Raw genomic sequence first — 23,917 nt, 5'->3', positions numbered from 1 at the left:
CAACAGTGCAGTGCATATTTTCTCTATCATCTTTCCGCTGATTTTCATTGTTGCGCTTGGTTTTAGTTGTTGTAAATTAAAGTTTTTTGAACAGCAACACATTGCAGGGCTAAGTAAGTTTACTTTTTACATTAGCCTGCCGGCATTTTTATTTTTAAATATGTCGCAAATCGATTTACAGCAAAGTATTAGTTTATCGGCCTTTCTGAGTTTTTATATTCCTGTACTGAGCGTATTTGCCTTAGGTATTTTGGTTGACCGCTTTTATTTAGCTAAGCAAAAAAATTATCAACAACACAGTGTATTTGGCTTAGCGTCGAGTTACTCAAACATGGTGTTGGTGGGCATTCCTATCATCATCGCATCCCTTGGCAAAGAAATGATCGCCATCGCTTTTATGATCATTACCTTTCATAGCACATTGCTGTTTGCACTTACCTATTTAATCGGCGCAAAGGGCAGCGAACACGCATTTTCATGGTCAAGTTTTGCTAAGAGCATGGTACTGAATCCGATTGTATTGAGCATTGGCTGCGGGCTAATATTAAATGTCAGCGGCATTGTTTTGTTTGATAATCTAGCAAAGAGTTTAGAGCTTTTAGCGACCCCCGCCATTGCCTGCGCGTTATTTGTATTAGGCGCCAACTTAGCGTTTTACAAAATTGCAGCTAACTGGCAACCCGCATTAATCGCCTCGTTAATGAAGATTTTTTTACTTCCTGCTGGGGTATTTTTAATCGGTGCATACGCATTTGCATTAGATAGAGAGATTTTGAACGTGTTAGTGCTATTAAGCGCTTCTCCTGTTGGTGTAAATGCTTACCTTATTGCCAGTCAAATAGGTCAACATCAGGTGACATTAGCCGGTGCAGTTGTACTGTCAACGGTTTTAAGTGTGATTAGCTTTAGTTTTTGGTTATCGGTATTGCTTTAACCTTTACAAACCGCCAGCTACATCAACAAAGCTACCTGTGGTAAACGATGCCTGCTCAGAGGCTAAAAAGTAAATTGCAGCGGCAACTTCCTCAGGTTGTCCACCTCGGCCCAATGGCAGCTTGTCTTTAAGACGCTCCACCCGATTTACTTCACCACCATCGCGGTGCATATCGGTGTAGATTAACCCTGGGCGCACTGAGTTAACACGAATACCTAACTTGGCTACTTCTTTGGCTAAACCAATGGTTAACGTGTCCATTGCTCCTTTAGATGCGGCATAATCAATATATTCATTTGGTGAACCGGTTTTAGCCGCTGCCGATGATACATTAACGATACTGCCGCCACTGGGCATTCGCTTAATCGCTTCTCGGGCACATAAAAAAGCGCTTGTTACATTGGTGGTTAGCACTTCATTTATACGCGAGGCTCCCATCTCAAGTAATGGCATTTGCGGTTTCAAAATACCCGCATTATTTATAAGCACATCTAATTTGCCAAATAACTCATCTACTTTTGTAAACAGGGTCAGCACTTGCGTTTCATCAGACACATCGGCTTGCACTATTTCGGCTTTTACACCAAAGCCGCGTGCTTGCTCTGCTATTTTTTCTGCGCTGTGTTGATTCCTTTTATAATTAATACAAACATCATAACCGTGACGAGCAAAATAAATTGCGGTTGCAGCACCAATTCCTCGGCTTGCTCCGGTTATAAGTACTACTGGGTTAGATTTCATTGTCTGTCCTTATCTATACAAAATAATATTACGCCACATAAACCAATTTAAATTGTTCACAAACTAAGGGCATCATATTACTACGTTCAAATTTAGTTTCGGCAAGTTCCCGCTGATAATACGTCCAGTGCACTTTTCGCCAATAGTGAAGACTTTTATCTCCTTCACCTTCTAACGCCGCATATTCAGCGGTTATTTCGTTGTAAGGCACGATTGCGACATTCGTTGTTTTAATAATCCCTAAAGGCTCACCATGCCAGTTAGTGAAAATGGCTAAATCACCTACTTTGGGAAGCGCTTCTTTACTATGCTCAAACCAATAAAGTGATGTTGTGGTTGCTTGCTTTATGCCCTTTAAAACCAGTGCTGCACACTCATCGGCATCAATTTGATTATCACAAAAGTGCCAAACCGGGAGCTTTGTGATTGAACGACTGTAGGCGTGATTAAATTCATTTATAAGTCGTTCAATTGCTTGGGGGTTACTTAATTGCAGCAACAACTGAAATCTCAACTAGCAAAGCATCGCGGGCCATTTTAGCTTCTACGCAGGCACGTGCGGGCGCATGACCTGCTGGTACCCACGCATCCCAAACCGCATTCATATCGGCAAAGTAATCCATGCTTTTTACATAAATAGTGGCGCTGAGCATATGCTCTTTTGAACTTCCCGCCTCATTTAAAAGTAACTCAACTTTATCAAGCATGGTTTGCGTTTGTTCGGTGATGCCCTGCTCTGCGTCAGCACATACTTGGCCACATAAGTACACCGTACCATTGTGCTTAACGATACGACTCATGCGAGTTGCGGTTTGAATACGTTCAATTGTCATAAAATTGTCTTTGCTAAATTAGTGTGTCGCTAATTTAGCAAATTTGGTTCTGAACACAAGGTTACATACCCAAGTCACCTCAAGATGCGAGTTTCAGTTGGGCATTTCACTGGCACTTACTCTCATCGTTGTTACTTCTTGAAAGGGACTGCCATTGTTGCAAAGTAACGCCTTTATATTAAGCCCCTGTGAAACGCTGAATTCTGTATCTTGAGGTGGTTTGGGTATGAGGTTAAATTTCGACATTGCTGGGAGCGTGAATACTTAAATATTGGCTTTTATGGCGACTTTCATCGTAACTCAATACGGCAACCGCTCCAGTGTTAAATATCGGCATATTCCCAGCACTCAATTGGTCAACTAAATAACTAACTATTGGCATGTGAGCTACGACCAACCAGGTATCGCATTGTGGATGCATCGCGATGAGAGTTTCTAGATAATCGGCGGCAATTTGTGGATTGCCTTCAGGGATTATATCGCTGCAAGTTTCTTCGAATAAAAAAGCATTATGCTTTTTTACTCCTTCAGCTGTTTGCTGAGCACGAATGTAAGGACTTACTAACAATGCCGTTGGGGTATGCGTTGCTTGCAACCATAAACCCATTTTTTCGGCCTGTTGTTGGCCAACCGAGGTCAAATTTCTACTTGCATCGTCAGCTTGCATCGGTGTTGCTTCGCCGTGGCGCATTATTAAGATTGTTTTCATAAAAAATCAACCGATTAAAGAATATAAAACAGTAGCCAGTTTGCCTGTTTGTCCGCTATATTAAAACAACGTCACACATTTCGCTTATGATATTCAGGTAAAAATCGCCAAGCAATTTAATCGCAGCCCTGAAGTTATCATTGTTGTTAACGAGTAAACTTAACGTTTCAGGAGCATCATTTGAATATCAGCCGCAATGATAACAGAACATACCGTGCCCTCACACTGGACAATGGTCTAAAAGTCCTGTTAGTGCAAGATAAAGATTCAACTAAAGCCGCTGCATCGATGGCCGTGAATGCTGGTCACTTTGACGATCCTGTTGATAGACAAGGGCTCGCGCACTTTTTAGAGCATATGCTTTTTTTAGGCACAGACCAATTTCCGGAATCCGGCGGGTTTGGTAATTTTGTTTCCCAATCCGGTGGCAACACCAACGCATGGACCGGCACCGAGCACACTTGTTATTTCTTCGATATTAACAATCAAGAGTTTGCACAAGCACTGAGCCAATTTAGCCGGTTTTTTATTGCACCTTCTCTCAACCCTGGCGAAACTGAAAAAGAACGTAATGCCATTGATGCTGAATTTAAATTAAAAATAAAAGACGATGGCCGACGCATCTATCAAGCACACAAAGAAACCGTTAATCCTGCTCATCCATTTGCTAAATTTTCAGTGGGTAATCAGCAAACCTTAGCGGATCGTAATGGCTGTGTAAGCAAAGAATTGCGAGATTTTTTTAACACCCATTATCAAGCCCAGTGGATGAGCCTAGTGATCTGCGCTGATGCAGAAATTGACACTATGGTGCAATGGGTAACTACATTATTTAATGATATTAAAGGTCAGCAGCAACCAAAACCCGTCATTGAGGCATCACTTTATCGCGCGCAAGATCTTTGCAAAGTACTGCATATAGAACCGCATAAGCATATGCAAAAACTCATAGTAAGTTTTGCGATGCCTAATATTGATGATTTTTATCGCCATAAAACCGTTAGTTTTATTGCGCATTTATTAGGGTATGAAGGGCAAGGGTCGCTTTACTCTATTTTAAAAGCGCAAGGTTGGATCAATGCCCTCTCTGCTGGAGGTGGCATTAACGGTAGCAACTTTAAAGATTTTAATATCAGCATGGCACTGACCGATGAAGGAATTGAATACTATGAAGACATCGTTGAAATGGTGTTTGAATATATTTGTTTAATTAATCAAAACATCGATAAATTACCGCGCTTATATCAAGATAAAAAAAATCTATTACAAATCGCCTTTGATAACCAAGAAAAAGCCCGCTTAATCGATTGGGTCAGTAATTTAAGCATCAACATGCAACACTACGATGAAGCCAATTATGTGCAAGGTGACTATCTCATGGATGGTTTTAATCAAACGGCTCATGAAACTGCAATGCAATGGTTAACGCCGCATAATATGCGCTTGGTGTTGATCCATCCTGATGTTGAACCTGAGCATACCACTCAGTGGTATCACACGCCCTATCGGATCGAAAGTATTTCTAGCTGTTGGCTGGAAGCGCTGTGCGAAATTAATACTCCACTACCAGAAATGCTATTACCTACAGCAAACCCTTATTTAACCAAAGAAGTGTCATTGTATGACGTTGAGCAGCCACAAAATCACCCACAACTATTAGTAAAAGAACCTGGCTTTGATTTTTGGTTTAAACAAGACAACACTTTTCGAGTTGCCAAGGGGCACTTTTATTTGGCGATGGATTCTGACTTTGCTGTTAAAGATATCAAACACATGGCACTTACTCGTCTATTTGCAGACTTATTTATGGATAGTGTTGCAGAACAATTTTACCCGGCAGAGTTAGCTGGTTTAAGTTATCACTTAACCTCACATCAAGGTGGTTTAACCCTGCACACTGCGGGACTCTCATCGAGCCAATTAGAATTAGTTGATGAATTACTCCAAGCGTTATTTAACGTCGATATTTGCGCTAAACGTTTTGCCGAGTATAAAAAACAGTTAGTCCGTCATTGGCGTAACAGCAATCAAAATAAACCCGTTGGTGAATTATTTAGCGTGCTGGGTGCAAAAATAATGCCGTGGAATCCAGAACCAGAGCAGCTTGCTGTGGCACTTAAAGATACCAGCTTTCATCAGTTTAATTGTTTTCGCCGCGAGTTTTTTAATGCCTTGCATGTAGAGTCATTTTTGCACGGTAATTGGCGAGAAAGTGATGCAATTGAGTTTCAAAAAAAGATTGCTCACCACTTAGCTAAATCAGCAACGATTGAAGATCTAACCCGTCCGTTATTTGAAATAGACAAAATAACCCGCTCGCAACTGACCCTAAATTGTAGCGATCATGCGATGGTTATTTATTACCAAGCACAAACCGATGACGTTGTTGAAAAAGTAAAAATGATGGCGCTAAACCATCTTATTAATCAAGATTACTTTAATGAACTTCGTACCAAACAACAGTTAGGCTACCTAGTGGGCGCAGGTTATGCGCCCTTTAATACTCGTGCGGGCATCGCCTTCTACGTGCAGTCACCTAACTACAGTGCAACCGCGATTTTTGAGCGTCATAATGCGTTTCTTGAGCAATTCCTTGCTTCATTAGAGCAATTAAATGAAGAGCAATGGCAGCAACAAAAACATGGCTTAACCACCCACATCGCCGAAAAAGATAAAAACCTCCGGCTGCGTTCACAACGCTTGTGGCTTGCCATTGGTAATCAAGATCATCACTTTCATATGCAACAAAAATTGTTAGAAGCATTGGAAAACCTTAGTCTTGCGCAGATAGTTACTTATATTCGCGAGACATTTGCAGAACATAGACCAAGATATGAGCTACTAAGCGTACCTAAAACAAACAAAACGACAAAAAAGCTGATTTCTTCTCATTCTCTTTGACACAACACCGTGCTTCAATTAGATTATCAAGTGCAAAATACAGAAGTGCCCTATGATAATAATAAAAATAATATTCAACACATTCATATTCGCCTCATTATTACTCTGCTTTAGCCCATTGGGCTATAGCGAGCAATTAGTCGATCAGCAAACTTTAATGCTTTATTTACCGAGTGCATTTGTTACGTTAGTGCTGCCTTACTTATTATTCACAATCTACAAATTACGCCGCTCACGACGCCAATTATGTATTTCTGAACGGCGTTTAAAAAGCACGGTTGAAGGCAGTGGTGACACACTTTGGGATTGGAATATCAAAACTGGTGAAGTACTGCGCATTAACGATAAATACATGATGGATAGAAATACCATCATTGATGTTCCACCTAATAAAGCCCTTATTCACCCTAATGATATAGCGCAAGTTGAATTACTGTTAAAGCAACACTTTGCGGAGCAAACCGCTTTCTTTGAAGCCAGCTATCGCATTAAAGATAGCTTTGATCGCTGGCATTGGGTACTCGACAGAGGCAAGATCATTGAAAAAGATACCAATTTAAACCCGCTAAGAATGACTGGCACGGTACGCGATATCACGCAATTAAAATCAACCGAGGCACGCCTTAACTTATTCGCTAAATGTGTTGAATCACTCACTGATGCATTAGCCATTTACGATAAAAACTTTAACCTGGTTGATCTTAATCCCAGCTTTTTATCGCAGTTTGGTGGGAACCGAGATAACTATTTAAACAAGCCATTTACCTTACCAGGTTACGAGCAAAGTTATATTGATGATATTAAAAATACTGTTCGTCTTACCGACCATTGGCAACAAGAAGTTAAACTGCGCAACAGTGAGCGAAAACTACTACCGATTGAAATCTCAATCGATGAAATTAAGAATGAACATAATCAAATTTGTAACTATGTCATTGTATATTCAGATTTAACCGAGCGTAAAAAAGCCGAATCACAACTACATAACTTATCAAATCGCGATCGTACAACTGGCTTACCTAACCGAAATCTATTTTTTACCGATCTTAAAAAGCTGGCAAAACAAGACAGCCACCATGCATTACTAGTATTTGATTTAGATAACTTTAAAAAAATTAATGACTCATTAGGGCATCAACTAGGCGACAGTTTACTGGCAAAACTAGCAATGCGGTTGAGTAAACTCACCCGTGAAAAAGATGTGTTTTACCGCTTAGGTGGCGATGAATTTGCCTTAGTTATGTCTGGCACTAACGATATTCATACCATTACCAGAATGGCAAAACAGTTTTTAGCCGCCATTGCCACGCCATTTAAAATGGCAGGTCACGAATTAGTGATCACTTCAAGTGTCGGCATTGTGTTATTCCCAGAAGATGGCAATACCCCAGAACTACTGCTTAAAAATGCCGATACTGCGATGTACCATGCGAAAAAGAAAGGTAATAGCTACTTATTCTTTAACGACACCATGAACCGCCAAGCAGTAAAACGCCTGCAAATTGAAAACTTAATGCGATTTGGTTTAAAAGAAGATCATTTTGAAGTTTACTACCAACCAAAAATGAATATCCGCACCGGTAAATTCACTGGAATGGAAGCCTTAGTGCGTTTTATTACTCCGAAAAAAGGCATTATTAGTCCTGGCGTGTTCATTCCCATCGCAGAAGAAACCGGGCAAATCATCGAAATTGGTGAAGTGGTACTTCATAAAGCATGCCGTGATGTTAAAGCCTGGCTGGATGCTGGCTTATTTAATGGCCGAGTTGCGGTAAACTTGTCTGCTAAACAATTTAGCTTACCGGATCTAACTACTCGTATTGATGTGATTTTACAAAATCACGCCTTGCCATCGTACTTTTTAGAACTTGAAATTACGGAAGGTACGGTAATGGACGACCCACAAGATGCTATTTCGATCATGCGCTCTCTCAGTGCCCGTGGTATTCATTTAGCCATGGATGACTTTGGCACTGGCTACTCATCACTTGCATATTTAAAGCAGTTTCCACTTAATACCCTAAAAGTTGATAAAGCGTTTATTGATGATATGCAAACAGAGCGAGGCCGTAATATGGTTGACTCAATAGTTACCATTGCACATAACTTAGACTTACATGTGGTGGCTGAAGGGGTTGAGCAAGCAGAGCAAATTGCAATCTTAAAAGAGCTTAATTGCGAAACGATGCAAGGCTACTATTATTCAAAACCTTTATCGCGAGCTGAATTTACAGAATTTTTGAAGAAACAACAAAACCAAGCGGCACTTAGTTTAGTACAACAGGCATAGATGACAGCCTATGGTCGCCATGTGCACGCTTGTATACCAACACAGCGCACTAGTGCACGACGATAATGTAAGTTAAACAAGCACCATGCAACGGGGCCTAACAACCCTGCTAGCACCAACCAGCGTTTAACTGGCATACCTTTTTTAATTGCCTGTGAATACATAACGACAATAGATACTACGCTGAGCAGAAAATACAAAAGCAGCCTCGTTCTTTCAGTTTAAAAAATGAGCGCGCAGTGTAACCAAAGCATGCACTGATTTAAAGTACTGCGGGCAAATAATGAGCATAAATTATAATGATATAAAAAAACCGACAAAGATGTCGGTTTTTATCAATACAGGCAGCGTACTTATTTTTCAGCACGGCCCATAAATTTATGCTCTGCGGTATTAATACGGATGCGGTCACCTGTAGAAATATGCTCCGGCACTTGAATGATCAAACCAGTTGATAATCGTGCAGGTTTAGAGCGAGCGCTCGCTGAAGCACCTTTAATTGAAGGGTCTGTTTCTTCAACCACAAGTTCAACACTTGATGGTAAATCTAATCCCACTGGTGCGCCATCAATTACAATGACATGCACGCCTTGGGTTTCTTCGTTGACGAATAAAATTTCTTCGCTGATCGCTTCTTTATTAAGATTATATGGCGTGTAATCTTCGTTATCCATAAATACGTATTCTTCGCCATCTAAATACGAGAACATTGCTTCACGACGAGTTAAATCAGCTAGTTTTAACATGTCGCTATCTTTGAATGTTTCATCTACTTTGCTACCAGTTACTACATCGTATAAGCGCATACGGTACAAACTTCCACCAGCACGGCCTTGTGGTACAGAACGAACAATATCTTTAACCACTAAAACGCGGCCATTAAACTCAATCGCAGTACCTTTTTTAACTTCACTTGCCTTTGGCATCAGTGTATTTCCTATAATTTATAAATCCCCAGAAACATACCACGAACTGGATTTTCTTCAATAAGAAAATATCACATACCGCTATTTTTCTCGTAGGGCCTGTATTTACTCATAAATTTTACCTATTAATCGATTTTTCATGACTAAACTACGAAAAAGCTGCTATGGTTAAACTACCAAAAATGACTTCAAGGACTGGATCATGGATCAGCACACTGCACATGAGTATTTAGCAAAAAAACCTCTGGTTATGGTTACCCAACCTTTCGGCCAAGAAGTTGATGTATATAAAGTAAACCATAAAATGTTTGCCACTTTATCGGTTGGCAACGAAGGGGAAACTGACGAAGACGGCAACCCTATTTGGTGGATGAATTTAAAATGCGACCCGGATGAAGCGCAATCACTTCGTGATATTTTTCCTTCAGTGATCCCGGGCTATCATATGAATAAACGGTTATGGAATACTGTTATTTTAGATGGCTCAATCCCGCAAGGTGAAATTGAACGTATGATTGATAATTCATTTAACTTAGTGGTTGCCAATATGCCGGAAAAAGATCGCAAAGCGATTGAAATTCATATGTAAGTCACAATTTTAATGTTGTACTGCGCAAGCTACTTGTTCAGTACAACTTAGCCTTACTCCGTACACGTTAGTAAAAAATGATGATCATCAAATAATACCCCACCAATTTCGTAAGCTGAAGGTTCAACGCTAACTAACTTAAAGCCACATTTAGCCAACACTTTTTCTGAGCCTACATTCCCTTTCGTAACCACAGCAGTAAATTGTTGAATGTTAAACGCTGTCGTCGCCCATGTTAAAAATGCTTGTAGTGCTTCAGTTGCATAACCTTGACCATAAAACTCAGGCATTAACAGATAACCAACTTCGGGAGTGTTTGATGAGGATGTTGTAAGCCCTGTAACGCCCACTTTTTTGCCTGTTTTTATTTCAATGATCATCAAACACAAAGACTTATTGGCTGTAGGGTGCCACGGCGCCAACCGCTGCATAAACATACTACGTATTTGCGTATCAGAAGGCCTGTCAAAACATTTTTCAATAACGCATGGCTCATCATGCAAAGCTAAAAAAAACGCCCAATCGTCTTGTTCAAGGAGTCTCAATTGTAATCTTGCAGTACTGATGTTCATTATTCGTCTTTACGCGGTATCAGTTAGGATGCCCCTGTTATAACAACAAAGCAAAATGATTTCAGCAACTAAATTTTTTAAATTCTAGGCATAAAAAAACGCACTTCAAACTATCCGTGCGTTTTTATAACTAGCAATTAAATACTATTTCACTTTATCATCGCTTGCATCGGCTGGGTGCGTGTCGGTTACCGATTCAGCTTCAGTAGCTGGCGCTGGCGGAACAATAACTTCTTGAGCCTCAACCGCTTCGACAGGTTCTACATCGGTAACGTCTTGCGTAGCCGCCACGGTTTGTTCTACCACAACTGCTTTACTTGGCTGTGCAGGCTCAGGCTGATAAAAGCTTGCACCAGCATCAGCCATCGCAACTAAAGCTGCACACGGCGCAAATACCGGATTAAAATTAGCAAAAGTAGCCATTTCTGAGCTTACTTTGTTTGCGCCAAGTTTATCCATATAGCTGAATGGACCACCTAAAAATGGCGGGAAGCCAATACCAAAGATTGCGCCAATATCACCATCACGAGGACTGGCAATAATGCCTTCGTCTAAACAGCGGGCAGCTTCGTTAAGCATTTGTGCCACACAACGTTTAGCAATTTCGCTTTTATTTAAACGTGGTGATGGGCTCACGCCGAGTAATTCGTAAACTGATTCGTCTACTTTTTTAGCTTTCTTATCGTAAAGATAAAAACCACGGCCAGTCTTCCGGCCTAAGCGTTTGGCATCAATTAAACGTGAAAACGCATCGGGTGCTTTAAAACGATCACCGAGTTCTTTTTCAAGAATTGGCGCAATCTTAGAGCCGATATCAATGCCGACTTCGTCTAATAGTGCTAATGGTCCAACAGGGAAACCAAACTCAACGAGTGCCGCATCAATCTTTTCAATTGGCTCACCTGCCAGTAATAAGTTAGCCGCTTCATTCACATAAGGCGCTAAAATACGGTTAACGTAAAAGCCTGCGCTATCTTTAACAACGATTGGTGTTTTACCTTGCTTACGGGCAAAATTTACAATCCGGGCGATAGTCTCTTCTGAGGTGCCTTCGTGTGGAATGATTTCAACCAATGGCATTTTCTCAACTGGTGAGAAATAATGTAAGCCAATTACATTCTCTGGACGGGCAGCTTCTGCCGCAATTTGTGAGATAGGCAATGATGACGTGTTACTAGCAAAAATTGTGTTTGCTTGGCATTCACGTTCTACATCTGCCACCATACCTTGCTTAAGGCTTAGGTCTTCAAATACCGCTTCAATCACTAAATCAATGTGTTTAAAACCACTGTAGTTAGTTGTACCAGTAATTCGGTTCATAGTTTGTTGCAGTTCAGCCTTAGATAAAATACGGCGCTTTTGCTTTTTATCTAAAATTTTATAGCTGTAATTCATGGCATTACTTATGCCCTGCTCTGCAACATCTTTGATACGAACTGGTACACCGGCTTTTACAGCACTAACATGGGCAATACCTGCGCCCATTAAACCACCGCCTAGTACGGCTGTTTTAGTGATTGCTGGAGCGTCGTCGTTGCGCCACTCTTTTTTCATTTCAGTGGTGGCAAAAAATATCCCACGTAATGACTTTGATTCGCTACTCATTACTAAAGTAGCAAAACCTTCCGCTTCTGTTTTATAAGCTTTTAGTTCATCCAGCTCAACACTTGCGCGTATTGCTTTGATAATAGCCAACGGCGCAGGATAATGACCACCGGTTTTTTTCAGTACATTTTCTTGTGCTTTTTTAAAGATGAAGTTTCGGCCAAACGGATTCGATTCTAATAATTGGCTAATACGATCAAGCTTAGGCTTGGCCGCTTTCGCTTTACCTTTTGAAGCAAATTCTTTTGCTACTTTTAGCAATACGGTCTGTGGTACACAATCATCTACCAAACCCGATTTTTTAGCTTGTTTAGCGCGAATTTGTTTACCTGTTAACGTCCACTCAAGGGCTTTTTGCAAACCAACCAGTTTAGGCAAGCGTTGCGTTCCACCACCACCGGGTAATAAACCAAGTTGTACTTCAGGTAAGCCTAGTTTAGTGATATCACTGTCTGTACATACGCGATAATCGCACGCCAAGGCAAATTCTAAACCACCACCCAATGCCGCACCATGAATGGCACTAACAGTTGGAAATGGCAGTTTTTTCATATCAAAAAATGCACGGTGGCATAATTCGCTGATCGCCAGTGCATCATCACGACTTTGCACGTTATCAAGCATTTTTACATCAGCACCAGCAATAAAGTTATCGCTTTTACCACTAATGAATACCATGCCCTTCACTGACTGCTGTTTTGCGTCATCAAGTAAGGCTGTTAAATCATCTGCAAAAGTGTCGCGCAGGGTATTCATTTTTTCGCCCGGCACATCAATGGTGACAACGGCAATACCGCTATCATCAACGTCTAAATTAAATACTGACTGTGTCATTACGCACTCTCCAATACAAAGGCTGCACCTAAGCCACCTGCGGCACACGCAGTTGTTAGTGCTAAGCCACCGCCACGGCGGTTGAGTTCATGTAAACTTTGGGTGATAAGTCGTGCGCCGGTGGCTGCAAATGGATGACCATATGCAAGCGAACCGCCTAAAACGTTAAACTTATCCATGTTAATTTCACCAATCGCTTTGCTGCGACCGAGTTTTTCTTGCGCAAACTTATCTGAGGCAAACATTTTCATGTTCGCTAACGTTTGTGCTGCAAAGGCTTCGTGCATTTCAATTAAATCAAGATCGGCAAGCGTTATGCCAGCTCTCGCTAAGGCAACAGGCGTTGAATGAGCCGGCCCCATTAGCATGTCTTCATTCACACCAATGGCAGAGAATGCAAAGCTACGTACATAACCTAAAATGTTATAGCCTAATGCTTTGGCTTTACTTTCGCTCATCATTAATACCGCTGCTGCACCATCAGTTAGCGGTGTTGAGTTTGCAGCAGTGACTGAGCCATGCTGACGGTCAAACGCTGGTTTTAATTTAGCGTACACTTCAACCGTTGAATTATGGCGAATATTATTATCTTGTTCGATAAAACTTTTATACGGCGGTAAATGTGCAGTCATCACTTCATCAGCAAGTTTACCATCTGCCCATGCTTGGCTAGCAAGAGTATGTGAACGATGTGCTAAGGCATCTTGATCTTCACGGCTAATACTGTGAGTTTTTGCCATCTGCTCGGCAGTTTGACCCATAGATAAACCAGTTGAATATTCTGCAACCGCAGGCGGTACTGGTAATAAATCTTTTAAACGCAGCTTAGAGAATATTTTTAAGCGCTGACCTAAGGTACGTGCTTTATTGAGATCAACAAGGCTACCTGCTAATTTTTTACTTACGCCGATTGGCAATACCGATGACGAGTCTGCACCACCAGCAATACCCACTTGCACCGAACCTGCCATGATTGATTCAGCCACATTAGCAATCGCCTGAAAACTAGTAGCACAAGCACGTGATACGGAGTACGCATCAACAGATACTGGCATACCAGTACCCAATACGATTTCGCGGGCAATGTTTGGCGCTTCTGGCATTTGTACTACTTGACCAAACACTAATTGATCAATTTCAGATTTATCAAAGTTAAGGCGTTCAAGCATTTCGTTAACGACTAACTTCCCCATATCAAGGGCTGGTACATGATGAAATGCAGTTGCTTGTTTAGCAAATGGCGTACGTAAACCACTGACGATGGCAATACGATCGCCCTTTGCTGTTTTTAGTATATTTTGCTCAGACATTAATGCTCTCCCGCTGACAGGTCTGACCTGTTTATTTTCCTCGATTCTAAACAACCCGTGTGCTAAAGCCAATAGCGAAATTGAAAATAGTATAATTAGTTACCAACCATAGGCTTTTTTTAGCATATTTACAAAAAATACTGCGCTTTCTATGCTAGGGTAAAAATCGTTAAAAAATAACGAACTATTTTGAAAACTTGAGTCTAACACTTGTGTTATAAACTATTTACCCATATTACTAGTTAAGCTTTTATAAACCTTGCAAATCAGGACAGTTTTTTTACTATGGCCACTAACGTATTTTCACAATTAAAAACTTATTTAGATAGCCAAATTATTGGCCAGCCAGAATTAACGCAAGCACTACTTATTGCTATTTTAGCCGATGGTCACTTATTAGTAGAAGGCCCTCCAGGGCTTGCTAAAACTCGCGCAGTAAATGCATTAGCCAAAGGCGTTGAAGGCTCATTCCAACGCGTACAGTTTACCCCAGATCTATTACCTGCTGACGTAACCGGTACTGATATTTATCGCCAACAGACCAGCGAATTCGTTTTTGAAAAAGGCCCACTATTTCATAACCTTATTTTAGCCGACGAAATTAACCGTGCCCCAGCTAAAGTACAATCAGCCTTATTAGAAGCCATGGCTGAGCGCCAAGTCACGGTTGGTAAAAACACTTATCCGCTGTCGGATTTATTTATGGTGATGGCAACCCAAAATCCACTGGAGCAAGAAGGCACTTACCCGCTACCAGAGGCGCAATTAGACCGTTTCTTACTCCACCTAAGTATTGATTATCCAGGCGCCGAGCATGAGCTTGATATTTTACGCCTTACCCGTGGCGAAGCGTTGAGCGAGCATCAAGCACCAGCACAACAAATTAGTCAAAGCGATTTATTTGCCTCTCGCAAAGCAATTTTAGGGCTGTATTTAGCTGAGCCACTTGAGCAATATTTAGTGCAACTTATTATTGCAACGCGTGAAGGCACAAAACTAGACGCCCAATTAGGCAGCTGGATTGAATATGGCGCAAGTCCGCGTGCCACCATCGCCTTAGATAAATGTGCCCGTGCTCATGCATGGTTACAAGGTCGTGACTTTGTTGCTCCAGATGATATTCAAGCTGTGTTACATAATGTTCTGCGCCATCGCATTATTTTAAGTTATGAAGCACAAGCCGATGGCGTTACTAAAGATCAAGTCATTAGCCGTATTTTAGAACTTGTTGCCGTGCCATAAACCATGCAAAGCCAATTAGATAACCAACAGTGGCTCAGCCTAAGTCATAGCCATGGGGTCGACTTAGGCTTGAAAGAGCTGATGTATTATAAAGCGAAAGCTCGCTTATTAGAGCTTGCGCCAAAAGTTAAAATTAGAAATAGCCTGACCGGCCAATATCTCGCGCCTCATAAAGGCCGTGGTATGGAGTTTGCTGAAGTACGTCATTATCAACAAGGCGATGATATTCGCTCAATTGATTGGCGCGTTACAGCACGTACTGGCGAAACACACACTAAGTTGTTTCAAGAAGAAAAAGAACGGCCAGTGTTTGTGTTTACAGACTTTTCTAATTCAATGCTGTTTGGCTCAAAGCTATTACTTAAATCTGTGCAAGCGGCGCATATCAGTGCCTTGGTTGCGTGGTCAGCGTGCCAACGCGGCGATCGCATCGGTGGCATAGTGTTTAATCAACACGGTCATTTAGAGCTCAAGCCCAGCGCCCGCGAAAAAGCCGTGTTAAAACTATGCCACAATTTGTGTAATAACCACCAGCAAGCACTCGCGCAGATTGATGAGCCCGCAGACAATAAACTCAGTGATAATCTAAAACGTTTGAATCATTTAGCCAAGCCGGGCAGCTTAGTCTATTTAGTGTCAGATTTTAGCGCCCTTGATGATGCCAGCTTTAAACAACTAGAAATACTGAGTCGACATTGTGAACTGATCGGCTGCCATATTAGCGACCCATTTGAGCATCAGCTACCGGCGTTTAAACAAACAGTCACGGTGAGCGCCAACGGCAGTGACTTTGCGTTACCGCTGATGGATAAAAGTTTTCGTGATAAATTTGCTAAAACTGCTGAGCAAGCATTTACCACACGAATGCAACGCTTAACTAAATCGGGTCTTAATTTAATATCATTCAATGCAGCCACACCTCTTGAGCTGCAATTAGTGAGAAAGTAATATGCAAACCTCTCCATTAGCTGGCCTCCATGATGTGATTGTGCCAAGCCATGTTTCTTGGTGGCCTTTAGCACCTATTTGGTGGCTCATCATTGTCGTGTTACTCGTAACTGTAAGCTTTATAAGTTACCAGTTGTACCGGGCACGGCAGTTTAAAAAAGCCAAACGCCAAGCTATTTCCCTCAGTGAACAACACGCAGAAGATGCCCAGCAACTACATATTTTAATTAAACGCCTGGTTTTACACTATTATCAGCAAAGTGCTGCATCACAAGGCACGAAACAATGGTGTATTACTCTAAATAAGCTGACCGGACAACAATTTACTGAACACGAGCTGATGAGCCTTTATCAATCACAAAGCAATCAAACTGCGCTGGCACAGAAATTAAAACTCGCCATTGTGCAATTTAAATTAAAGGAGCCGCTGAATGTTTGAATTTAGCTGGCCTTGGTTATTTGTATTATTACCGCTGCCTTGGTTGTTGCGCTTATTTAAGCCAGTGCACAGTGAAGGCAATACCCGCTTACGTATTCCAAGCTTCGCCAAACACAATTTAGGCGCGCAAGTTGTCCAGCAACAGGCGCGTGGTATTAGTATATTTGAATGGTTGGTTTGGTTGCTTTTAGTCACCGCTTTAGCTAACCCAACCTGGCTTGATGAGCCAATTACCTTACCTAACGAAGGCCGCGATATCATGCTAGCTGTGGATTTGTCAGGATCAATGACCGAGCAAGATATGGCTTATCAGGGCCAATATGTTGACCGTTTAACTATGGTAAAAGCGGTATTAAGTGACTTTATTGAGCAACGTCAAGGCGATCGTTTAGGGCTGATTTTATTTGGTGATACGGCATTTTTACAAACACCACTAACGCGAGACGTTAAAACCGTAAGCCAAATGCTATCAGAAGCGCAAATAGGCTTGGTTGGCCGTGCCACCGCCATTGGCGATGCGCTGGGCTTATCAGTAAAACGTTTTGCCAGTAAAGATGAAAGCAATCGCATTGTGGTGTTATTAACAGATGGTCAAAACACCGCCGGTAACTTAGATCCAGAAGAAGCCCTACTGCTTGCCCGCGAAGAAGGCATTAAAGTGTATACCATCGGCGTAGGCTCTGATAATCCGCGTGGCTTTAGCTTATTTAATATGGGTGGCATGAGCGGAGGTAGTTTAGATGAAACCCTGCTAAAACGTATTGCCGAACAAACTGGCGGCCTTTATTTTCGCGCAAAAGACGTTGCCGGCTTACAACAAATTTATCAAGAACTTGATAAACTTGAGCCGATCAGCGCTGATGAGCAAACCTTTCGCCCACAAAGTGCGTTATTTTACTTCCCTTTATTAATTGCACTGACCTTGATTGGTCTGCGCGTTATGTTTATCAGTGCAAAAGCATTAAGACAGGAGGCCTAATGGACTTTGAATTTATCCGCCCGACCGTATTGTGGTTATTAGTTCCTGTGTGTTTAGTGTTTACTATTGCAATAATAAAGCACAAGAAAACCAGCCAAGGTGAATTAATAGCAGCTCACTTAGCAAAATTTGTGATCAACACCAACAACCAAAAAAACACGCAACCCATGTGGCTAATTGCCCTCTTTGCAATGTTAGCCGTCATTTTTAGCGCAGGGCCCAGTTTTGAAGAAAAACAAGTGCCGGTATTTCAAAGCAAAAATGCCCGTGTAATTGTGATGGATATGTCGCTATCGATGTACAGCACGGATATTGCGCCCAGTCGTTTAGTGCAAGCGCGCTTCAAAGCGCTGGATATGATCAAACTATTTAAAGAAGGTGACACTGCGTTAGTGGCCTATGCAGGCACTGCTTATACCATTTCGCCGCTAACCAATGATGCCGCGACGCTTGAAAACCTGATCCCAAGTTTAAGCCCAGATATCATGCCTGATAAAGGCTCCAACGTACTTGCTGGGCTTGATGCTGCAAAAGAGTTATTAACACAAGCCGGATACCTTGAAGGCGATATTATCTTAGTAACAGATGGTATTGAACAAAGTGAGCAACAAGATATCAGCCAATTTACAGACGTTAACCCTTATCGATTAAACATTTATGGTATCGGAACAGAGCAAGGCGCGCCAATTAAACTTCCTGAAGGTGGGTTTTTAAAAGATAGTTACGGGCAAATTGTGGTGCCCACCATCAACATCAGTATGCTTAATGGTCTAGCAAGAAACAGTGGCGGTAAATTTGCGACTTATCAACCGAGTGCCCGCGATATTCAAATTTTTGCTCCCAGTGCAAATAGTGAAATACTGAAAAATGAAAAACAAAGTCAAGCGCTCTGGCGTATTGATGCGGGGATTTATGGCTTGTTTATTTTACTGCCAATGATGCTGTGGATTTTTCGCCGAGGAGCTTTTGCAGCTGCATTTTTAGTGGTGAGTTTTTTACCGCAACACAATGCTTATGCAGTAGAGCTGCCTTCGGTCTTTAAAAATCAAGATCAACGTGCGCTGGACGCCTATCAACAAGGTGAATATGAGCAAGCTGCCACAGCAGATTCTAGTCAACTAAAAGGCGCGGCGCTTTACCAGCAAGGTAATTTTGATGCTGCATTGGCACAATTTAGCCAAGATAAAAGCGCCACTGGTTTATATAATTACGGTAATGCTCTAGCAAAGGCAGGCAAGCTCGACGAAGCAATTGCCGCCTATCAGCAAGCACAAACTTTGCAAGACGACTTTACCCAAGCAAAAGAAAATCAGGCACTCGTTGAGCAATTGAAAAATCAAAAGAAACAGCAGCAAAATCAACAAGGCCAAGACGGCGAACAAAACCAAGATCAAAAAAGCCAAGATGGTGAACAAGGTCAAGATCAGCAAAATAAAGATAAGTCACAGCAAGGTGAACAGCCAAATCAGGACCAGCAATCTCAACAAGGCGATCAATCTAAGCAAAGTGATGATCAGCAAGATGGCAAACCATCTGATCAACAAACTGACAAGCAAAACGAGCCACAAATGGAGGCGGAACCTGAGCAAGGTGATAAAACTGATGGGCAACAACAACAAGATGCGCAAACCGAGCCCCAAGATGACTCTGCAAACGATGATAAGCAGGCGCAGCCACAAATGACTCCTGAACAACAGCAACAAGCTGAAGAAGCGGCAAAGCAACAAGCTATGCAAGCACAAACCGCAGAGCTTACCAACGAAGAGAAAGAGAAAGCGCAGCAGCTTAGTCAGTTATTGCGAAAAGTACCCGATGATCCCGCAATCCTGTTACGTAACAAAATGCAATTAGAAGCCCAAAAACGAAACAATCAACGCCGTCCACAAGGAGTCGAAAAATCATGGTAATGCGATTAATCTGTTGTTTATTGCTTATCAGCGCTATGCCCTCGTGGGCCGTTACGCAATTACAAGCCAGTGTTGATAAAAACCCGGTACTAGCGGGTGAATTTTTTATGCTCAATATCAGTGCAGATGACACCATAAAAAATGATCAACCTGATACCTCAGTCCTGTTAAAAGACTTCGTGGTTGGCCGCACCAGTGTCAGCACCCGCACAAACATCATTAATGGTAGTATTTCAAAAGAAACCACTTGGTCTATTAAACTTATGACCCGCACTGCCGGTGATTATACAATCCCAGCATTTAGTGTAGCTGGTGTCAGCTCTGCGCCCATTGCATTAAAAGTGGCTGAACGCAGTAAAGATGCGCAGCAAAACAACGATATTTTTATTAAAGCATCGCTTTCAAGTGACAGCCTATTTGTTCAAGAGGCAGGGCTTTACACGGTTAAGCTATATCTTGCCAAAGAGTTACTTGATGGTAATTTAAGTGCCCCCGCGATGCCCGATGCGCAGCTAAGTCAAATCGGCAAGCAGACTGAAAACTATGAACTTGTTGATGGTAAGCGTTACTTAGTGATCACTCGCGAGTATTTAGTACAGCCCCAAAAAAGTGGTAGTTACACGATTCAAGCACCAACTTTTCAAGGTCGAATTCGCCAAGACTATCGCCAATTAGATGTATCTGCACTGGGTGATAATGTCGATATTGAAATTAAACCGATACCAAGTGACTACCAAGGTGCATGGCTGCCTAGTGAATTAGTTAATTTAGATGAGCAATGGCAACCCGCTGACGACACAGTAGAAGTGGGTACACCTATTACGCGAACGCTGACCTTAACTGCACTTGGTATCACCAAAGAGCAACTACCTGATATTGAACTGCCTGAAATCAAAGGTATTCGCAGTTACCCAGATGAAAAAGAAAATAATCACTTGGTTCGCGATGGTCGGGTAATATCACAACAAACAGCCTCGTACGCTTTGTTACCGCAGATGCCAGGCACTTATACACTGCCAGAGGTAAGCGTGCCTTGGTATAACACCAAGATTAACCGGATCAGTTATGCAACACTACCAGCTCGTACTATTACAGTAACACCTAGTAGCTCAAGCACTCCAGCAGCCGTTGCTGCGCAGCCACTTACGCCATCACAAAGCGCAACAACAGATGCTGCAGCAATAAGTTATCAAGCAACGCCGATAAATCAGTATCCGCTATGGTTAATTATTATCAGTGTGATTGGTTATTTATTATGGTTTATTACCTTGATTTTATGGTGGCGCAGTCAATCTCAGCGCAGCTTGATGCAAGCAAAGCCGACAGTAACCCATAGTGATTCATCAATTTCATTAGATGAATTAAAGAAACACGCTAAAAGCAATGATGTAAGTGCCTTTTATCAGGCGCTAAATCGTTACGCAATGCACTTAACAAAACAATCGAGCGGTGCAATAGACAAGCTTGAACAACTAGCTGATAATGCACAGCTTAGTCAACATATTGCTAAACTAAGGGCTGCACTCTATAGTCCTAATGATACAGATGTTGATTTAATTGCGATTGTCGGCATGTTAGAAGAGCAACGTAAAGTACAAAAAAAATCACAACAAGCTGTATTAAAAGGACTTTATAAATAGAGTTTAAGTGACGGGGAGCAATCCCCGCGCTCAAATAGTAAATAACTTAAAATAAATAAAAAAAGTGCTTATGCTTGGAAATGAAAACTCTAAAAGTCAGGTCTTAGTTGATATGGCAGAGAAAAAAACACGCTATGAAAAACTTGTTCATGTTTATCATAGCGAATTATATCGCTTTGCTTATTGGCTCTGCCGCGACCCTAATATTGCCGAAGATCTTGTCCAAGAAACATTTTTACGTGCTTGGCGATCTCTGGATTCATTATTAGATCAAAAAGCAGCTAAGCCATGGCTATTGACGATTTTACGCCGGGAAAATGCCCGTCGTTTTGAACGCAAACAATTTGATTATAGCGATGTTGAAAACGACACCTTAGTTGACGAAAAAAGCGTCACCTTGGATGACGAAATGGAACAAACAGTGATCCAACGTCAAATCGCTAAGTTACCTGATGAATACCGCGAGCCATTATTATTACAAGTCGTTATGGGCTGCTCCGGTGAAGAGATAGCAGAAATATTAGATTTAAATAAAAACACGGTTATGACGCGTTTATACCGCGCCAGAAACCAGTTAAAAGAGGCATTGAGCCGTGATGATGAACAACTTAAAGGGGCATCAAATTAATGGATGATCTCGAGTTTCGTCGCCGAATTAGCGCACAGCCAAACAGCACAGATAAGGAGCTTGTGGAGTTTGCAGAGCAACACTCTGAGCGACAAGAATTTATTAATGATATGCAGGCCTTTGATTTAGAGCTTGCCAATGCACTTGACGTACCGGTGCCAGCAGGTCTTGCCGAGCGTATTTTGGCAAACACCGCAGCGCATGCACAAAACGAGTCGGTCACAACTGAGCAACTCAACCAAGCACCAGCTGATACCAGCGCGCAAACACCGCCGCAACGAACAGATAATGTAGTTGAGGCAAGTACACGTTTTAAACGTGCTCGTTTACCACTTGCCATGGCAGCCTCAGTATTAGTGGCTGTGGGAGCATTTTTATTTAGCAGCGAACAAAATGTTGCGTACGCAGCTGGCGAACATGCGCTTGCTCATGTTTACTATGAAATTAATTCGCTGCAAAAGACCGAAGCAATCAGCTTAGCAACGGTAAATGAAAAATTTGCTGTGTTAGGCGGCCATTTAGATGAATTGCCAGGTAAAGTGACTTACCTAATGTTTTGTGACTTTAAAGGCCAAAAGGGATTACACCTGGTTTTTGAATCAGACTATGGCCCGATGACGGTATTTATAGTGCCATCAAAACAGCAATCGTTTGGCATCGGCGGCGATGATTTTCAAGACGATCGTTTTGAAGGCCATATTAACCGTGGTGCTGACGCAGATACTATTTTAGTAGCAAGTCTTGGTGCGCCATTAGAAAATTACAATGATCGTATTAATGGTGCGATCCGCTGGTTAAATTAACCTTCCTTTTGCATTGCCGTTATTATAACGGCAATGCAATTTATACCTTCACGAAACAATCGTTATATACTTCCCGCTTTAACCAATAATTGCTTTTAAATTAGTCTATTGACCAAGCTACTGAGCATTTTAGAGCTAATTCCGTTTGTCGCTATTTATCTAATTCCTGAACTACTTTAGAATCGCCGTTCTAATTTGTTTTAAGGAACTTCATGAAAAACCTGATTGTTATATTTTCATTGCTTGCTCTACTATGTACTGCAAGTTTTGATGCACAAGCACGTAAAAAGTTTGGTAGTAAAAAACGTGGCCAAACACCAGAAACACAACAAACCGCACAAAAACAACAAACAGATACCAATACCCTCGCCCCTGCTGCAAAACCAAAATCAAGCAAAAAAGGCATGATGGCAGGTATTTTTGGCGGCTTATTAGCCGGTGGATTAATCGCCGCAATGATGGGCGATGACTTTGAAGGGATGCAACTACTTGAGATAATTTTAATGGCAGGTATCGCCTTTATTATCTTTAAACTTATCATCGGTATAATACGTCGTAAAAACGCCCCTGTAATGGCGCATGCGCAAGGAGCATTTACTGCACCGCAAATGAAACAAACTGCGTCTGAGCACACCACTACAAGTGGATTTAGTCAAACCAATGACGTACCGTTTAATTTACCCGCTAACTTTGATACTAACGGCTTTTTACAAGGTGCGCGTAGCCATTATCATACATTGCAAACAGCATGGAATAATGCTGACTATGCAACGATGGCTGAATACTTAAGCCCTGAACTAGTCGCTGAATTTAAAGCGGAACGTGAAGCGATTGACAGCGTTGCAACTGACGTGATGTTTATTGATGCAGAACTTGTACGTGCCGATACCGACACACAAAAATGGCAAGTAAGTGTACGTTTTAAAGGGAAGTACCGTGACTTAGGCGATAATAAAGAACAGCCTATTTTAGAAATTTGGCACTTAGAGCGTGCCACCAGCGATGATGCGCCTTGGCTGATTGTTGGTGTTGAAGATTTAATTGACGCGTAGTTCTAGGTTCTAGGTTCTAGGTTCTAGGTTCTAGG

The 23,917-nt window shown here is 41.8% G+C and carries 21 protein-coding genes; 13 read left to right on the top strand and 8 right to left on the bottom strand.

Going from position 1 to position 23,917, the window contains the following annotated elements:
* Positions 1-10: 10 nt before the first annotated feature.
* Complete coding sequence (locus H5183_RS07640) at positions 11-934, top strand: AEC family transporter (protein WP_182731363.1); 924 nt, start codon at positions 11-13, stop codon at positions 932-934.
* 3 nt (positions 935-937) lie between these two features.
* On the opposite strand, the gene H5183_RS07635 is transcribed toward H5183_RS07640, so the two are convergent.
* The 4 genes from H5183_RS07635 to sixA all read right to left on the bottom strand — a co-directional run bounded on the left by H5183_RS07635 (position 938) and on the right by sixA (position 3,217).
* Positions 938-1,675, bottom strand: a complete 738-nt coding sequence (locus H5183_RS07635; RefSeq protein WP_182731362.1) for an SDR family oxidoreductase — start codon at positions 1,673-1,675, stop codon at positions 938-940.
* A 28-nt stretch (positions 1,676-1,703) separates the two neighbouring features.
* Positions 1,704-2,177, bottom strand: a complete 474-nt coding sequence (locus H5183_RS07630; protein WP_182731361.1) for an ASCH domain-containing protein — start codon at positions 2,175-2,177, stop codon at positions 1,704-1,706.
* Positions 2,158-2,508 (bottom strand): RidA family protein, encoded by a 351-nt coding sequence (locus H5183_RS07625; protein ID WP_149983028.1) that lies wholly within the window; start codon positions 2,506-2,508, stop codon positions 2,158-2,160. Before H5183_RS07625 ends, H5183_RS07630 begins: the two co-directional genes overlap by 20 nt.
* A gap of 232 nt (positions 2,509-2,740) precedes the next feature.
* Positions 2,741-3,217 carry a phosphohistidine phosphatase SixA gene (gene sixA, locus H5183_RS07620; RefSeq protein WP_182731360.1) on the bottom strand — a complete coding sequence of 159 codons (477 nt, stop codon included), beginning with the start codon at positions 3,215-3,217 and terminating at the stop codon, positions 2,741-2,743.
* A 180-nt stretch (positions 3,218-3,397) separates the two neighbouring features.
* Between sixA and H5183_RS07615 the strand changes: the two genes are divergently transcribed.
* The gene (locus H5183_RS07615; protein WP_182731359.1) at positions 3,398-6,118 is read left to right on the top strand and encodes an insulinase family protein; all 2,721 of its coding nucleotides are present in this window, start codon (positions 3,398-3,400) and stop codon (positions 6,116-6,118) included.
* Between the two features lie 157 nt (positions 6,119-6,275).
* The gene (locus tag H5183_RS07610; protein WP_257326390.1) at positions 6,276-8,408 is read left to right on the top strand and encodes a bifunctional diguanylate cyclase/phosphodiesterase; all 2,133 of its coding nucleotides are present in this window, start codon (positions 6,276-6,278) and stop codon (positions 8,406-8,408) included.
* 353 nt (positions 8,409-8,761) lie between these two features.
* Here the strand turns inward: H5183_RS07610 and yeiP are convergent, their stop codons facing one another.
* The gene (gene yeiP, locus H5183_RS07605) at positions 8,762-9,334 is read right to left on the bottom strand and encodes an elongation factor P-like protein YeiP (protein ID WP_145240366.1); all 573 of its coding nucleotides are present in this window, start codon (positions 9,332-9,334) and stop codon (positions 8,762-8,764) included.
* A 202-nt stretch (positions 9,335-9,536) separates the two neighbouring features.
* Between yeiP and H5183_RS07600 the strand changes: the two genes are divergently transcribed.
* The gene (locus tag H5183_RS07600) at positions 9,537-9,923 is read left to right on the top strand and encodes an MmcQ/YjbR family DNA-binding protein (RefSeq protein ID WP_145240364.1); all 387 of its coding nucleotides are present in this window, start codon (positions 9,537-9,539) and stop codon (positions 9,921-9,923) included.
* A gap of 53 nt (positions 9,924-9,976) precedes the next feature.
* Here H5183_RS07600 and H5183_RS07595 read toward each other — a convergent pair whose 3' ends face one another.
* From H5183_RS07595 to fadI, 3 genes are all read right to left on the bottom strand, one after another.
* Positions 9,977-10,495: a GNAT family N-acetyltransferase gene (locus tag H5183_RS07595; RefSeq protein ID WP_182731358.1), complete on the bottom strand. Its 519-nt coding sequence runs from the start codon at positions 10,493-10,495 to the stop codon at positions 9,977-9,979.
* A 144-nt stretch (positions 10,496-10,639) separates the two neighbouring features.
* On the bottom strand, positions 10,640-12,934 hold the full coding sequence (gene fadJ, locus H5183_RS07590) for a fatty acid oxidation complex subunit alpha FadJ (protein WP_182731357.1): 2,295 nt from the start codon (positions 12,932-12,934) through the stop codon (positions 10,640-10,642).
* On the bottom strand, positions 12,934-14,244 hold the full coding sequence (gene fadI / locus H5183_RS07585) for an acetyl-CoA C-acyltransferase FadI (protein WP_182731356.1): 1,311 nt from the start codon (positions 14,242-14,244) through the stop codon (positions 12,934-12,936). Before fadI ends, fadJ begins: the two co-directional genes overlap by 1 nt.
* A gap of 285 nt (positions 14,245-14,529) precedes the next feature.
* Between fadI and H5183_RS07580 the strand changes: the two genes are divergently transcribed.
* From H5183_RS07580 to H5183_RS07540, 9 genes are all read left to right on the top strand, one after another.
* Positions 14,530-15,486 carry a MoxR family ATPase gene (locus H5183_RS07580; RefSeq protein WP_182731355.1) on the top strand — a complete coding sequence of 319 codons (957 nt, stop codon included), beginning with the start codon at positions 14,530-14,532 and terminating at the stop codon, positions 15,484-15,486.
* 3 nt (positions 15,487-15,489) lie between these two features.
* The gene (locus H5183_RS07575) at positions 15,490-16,434 is read left to right on the top strand and encodes a DUF58 domain-containing protein (RefSeq protein WP_145240355.1); all 945 of its coding nucleotides are present in this window, start codon (positions 15,490-15,492) and stop codon (positions 16,432-16,434) included.
* A 1-nt stretch (position 16,435) separates the two neighbouring features.
* Positions 16,436-16,873 (top strand): DUF4381 domain-containing protein, encoded by a 438-nt coding sequence (locus tag H5183_RS07570; protein ID WP_145240353.1) that lies wholly within the window; start codon positions 16,436-16,438, stop codon positions 16,871-16,873.
* The gene (locus H5183_RS07565; protein ID WP_145240351.1) at positions 16,866-17,852 is read left to right on the top strand and encodes a VWA domain-containing protein; all 987 of its coding nucleotides are present in this window, start codon (positions 16,866-16,868) and stop codon (positions 17,850-17,852) included. The genes H5183_RS07570 and H5183_RS07565 overlap by 8 nt, the downstream gene beginning before the upstream one ends.
* Entirely contained in the window at positions 17,852-19,759 is a 1,908-nt protein-coding gene (locus H5183_RS07560) for a VWA domain-containing protein (protein ID WP_182731354.1), read from the top strand. Before H5183_RS07565 ends, H5183_RS07560 begins: the two co-directional genes overlap by 1 nt.
* Positions 19,753-21,399, top strand: a complete 1,647-nt coding sequence (locus H5183_RS07555) for a BatD family protein (protein WP_145240347.1) — start codon at positions 19,753-19,755, stop codon at positions 21,397-21,399. Before H5183_RS07560 ends, H5183_RS07555 begins: the two co-directional genes overlap by 7 nt.
* A gap of 70 nt (positions 21,400-21,469) precedes the next feature.
* Complete coding sequence (locus H5183_RS07550; protein ID WP_149983044.1) at positions 21,470-22,027, top strand: sigma-70 family RNA polymerase sigma factor; 558 nt, start codon at positions 21,470-21,472, stop codon at positions 22,025-22,027.
* A complete protein-coding gene (locus H5183_RS07545; protein ID WP_182731353.1) occupies positions 22,027-22,830 on the top strand; it encodes a DUF3379 family protein in 804 nt (267 codons plus the stop codon). The genes H5183_RS07550 and H5183_RS07545 overlap by 1 nt, the downstream gene beginning before the upstream one ends.
* Before the next feature lie 212 nt (positions 22,831-23,042).
* Positions 23,043-23,882: a Tim44 domain-containing protein gene (locus tag H5183_RS07540; protein ID WP_182731352.1), complete on the top strand. Its 840-nt coding sequence runs from the start codon at positions 23,043-23,045 to the stop codon at positions 23,880-23,882.
* The last annotated feature ends 35 nt before the right edge of the window (positions 23,883-23,917 follow it).

Origin of the sequence: Pseudoalteromonas sp. SR44-8 (genome assembly GCF_014163635.1) — a bacterium.
Taxonomy (GTDB): domain Bacteria; phylum Pseudomonadota; class Gammaproteobacteria; order Enterobacterales; family Alteromonadaceae; genus Pseudoalteromonas; species Pseudoalteromonas rhizosphaerae.
The sequence above is the reverse complement of the archived record's forward strand: the minus strand, read 5'-3'. Positions and strand labels throughout refer to the sequence as shown.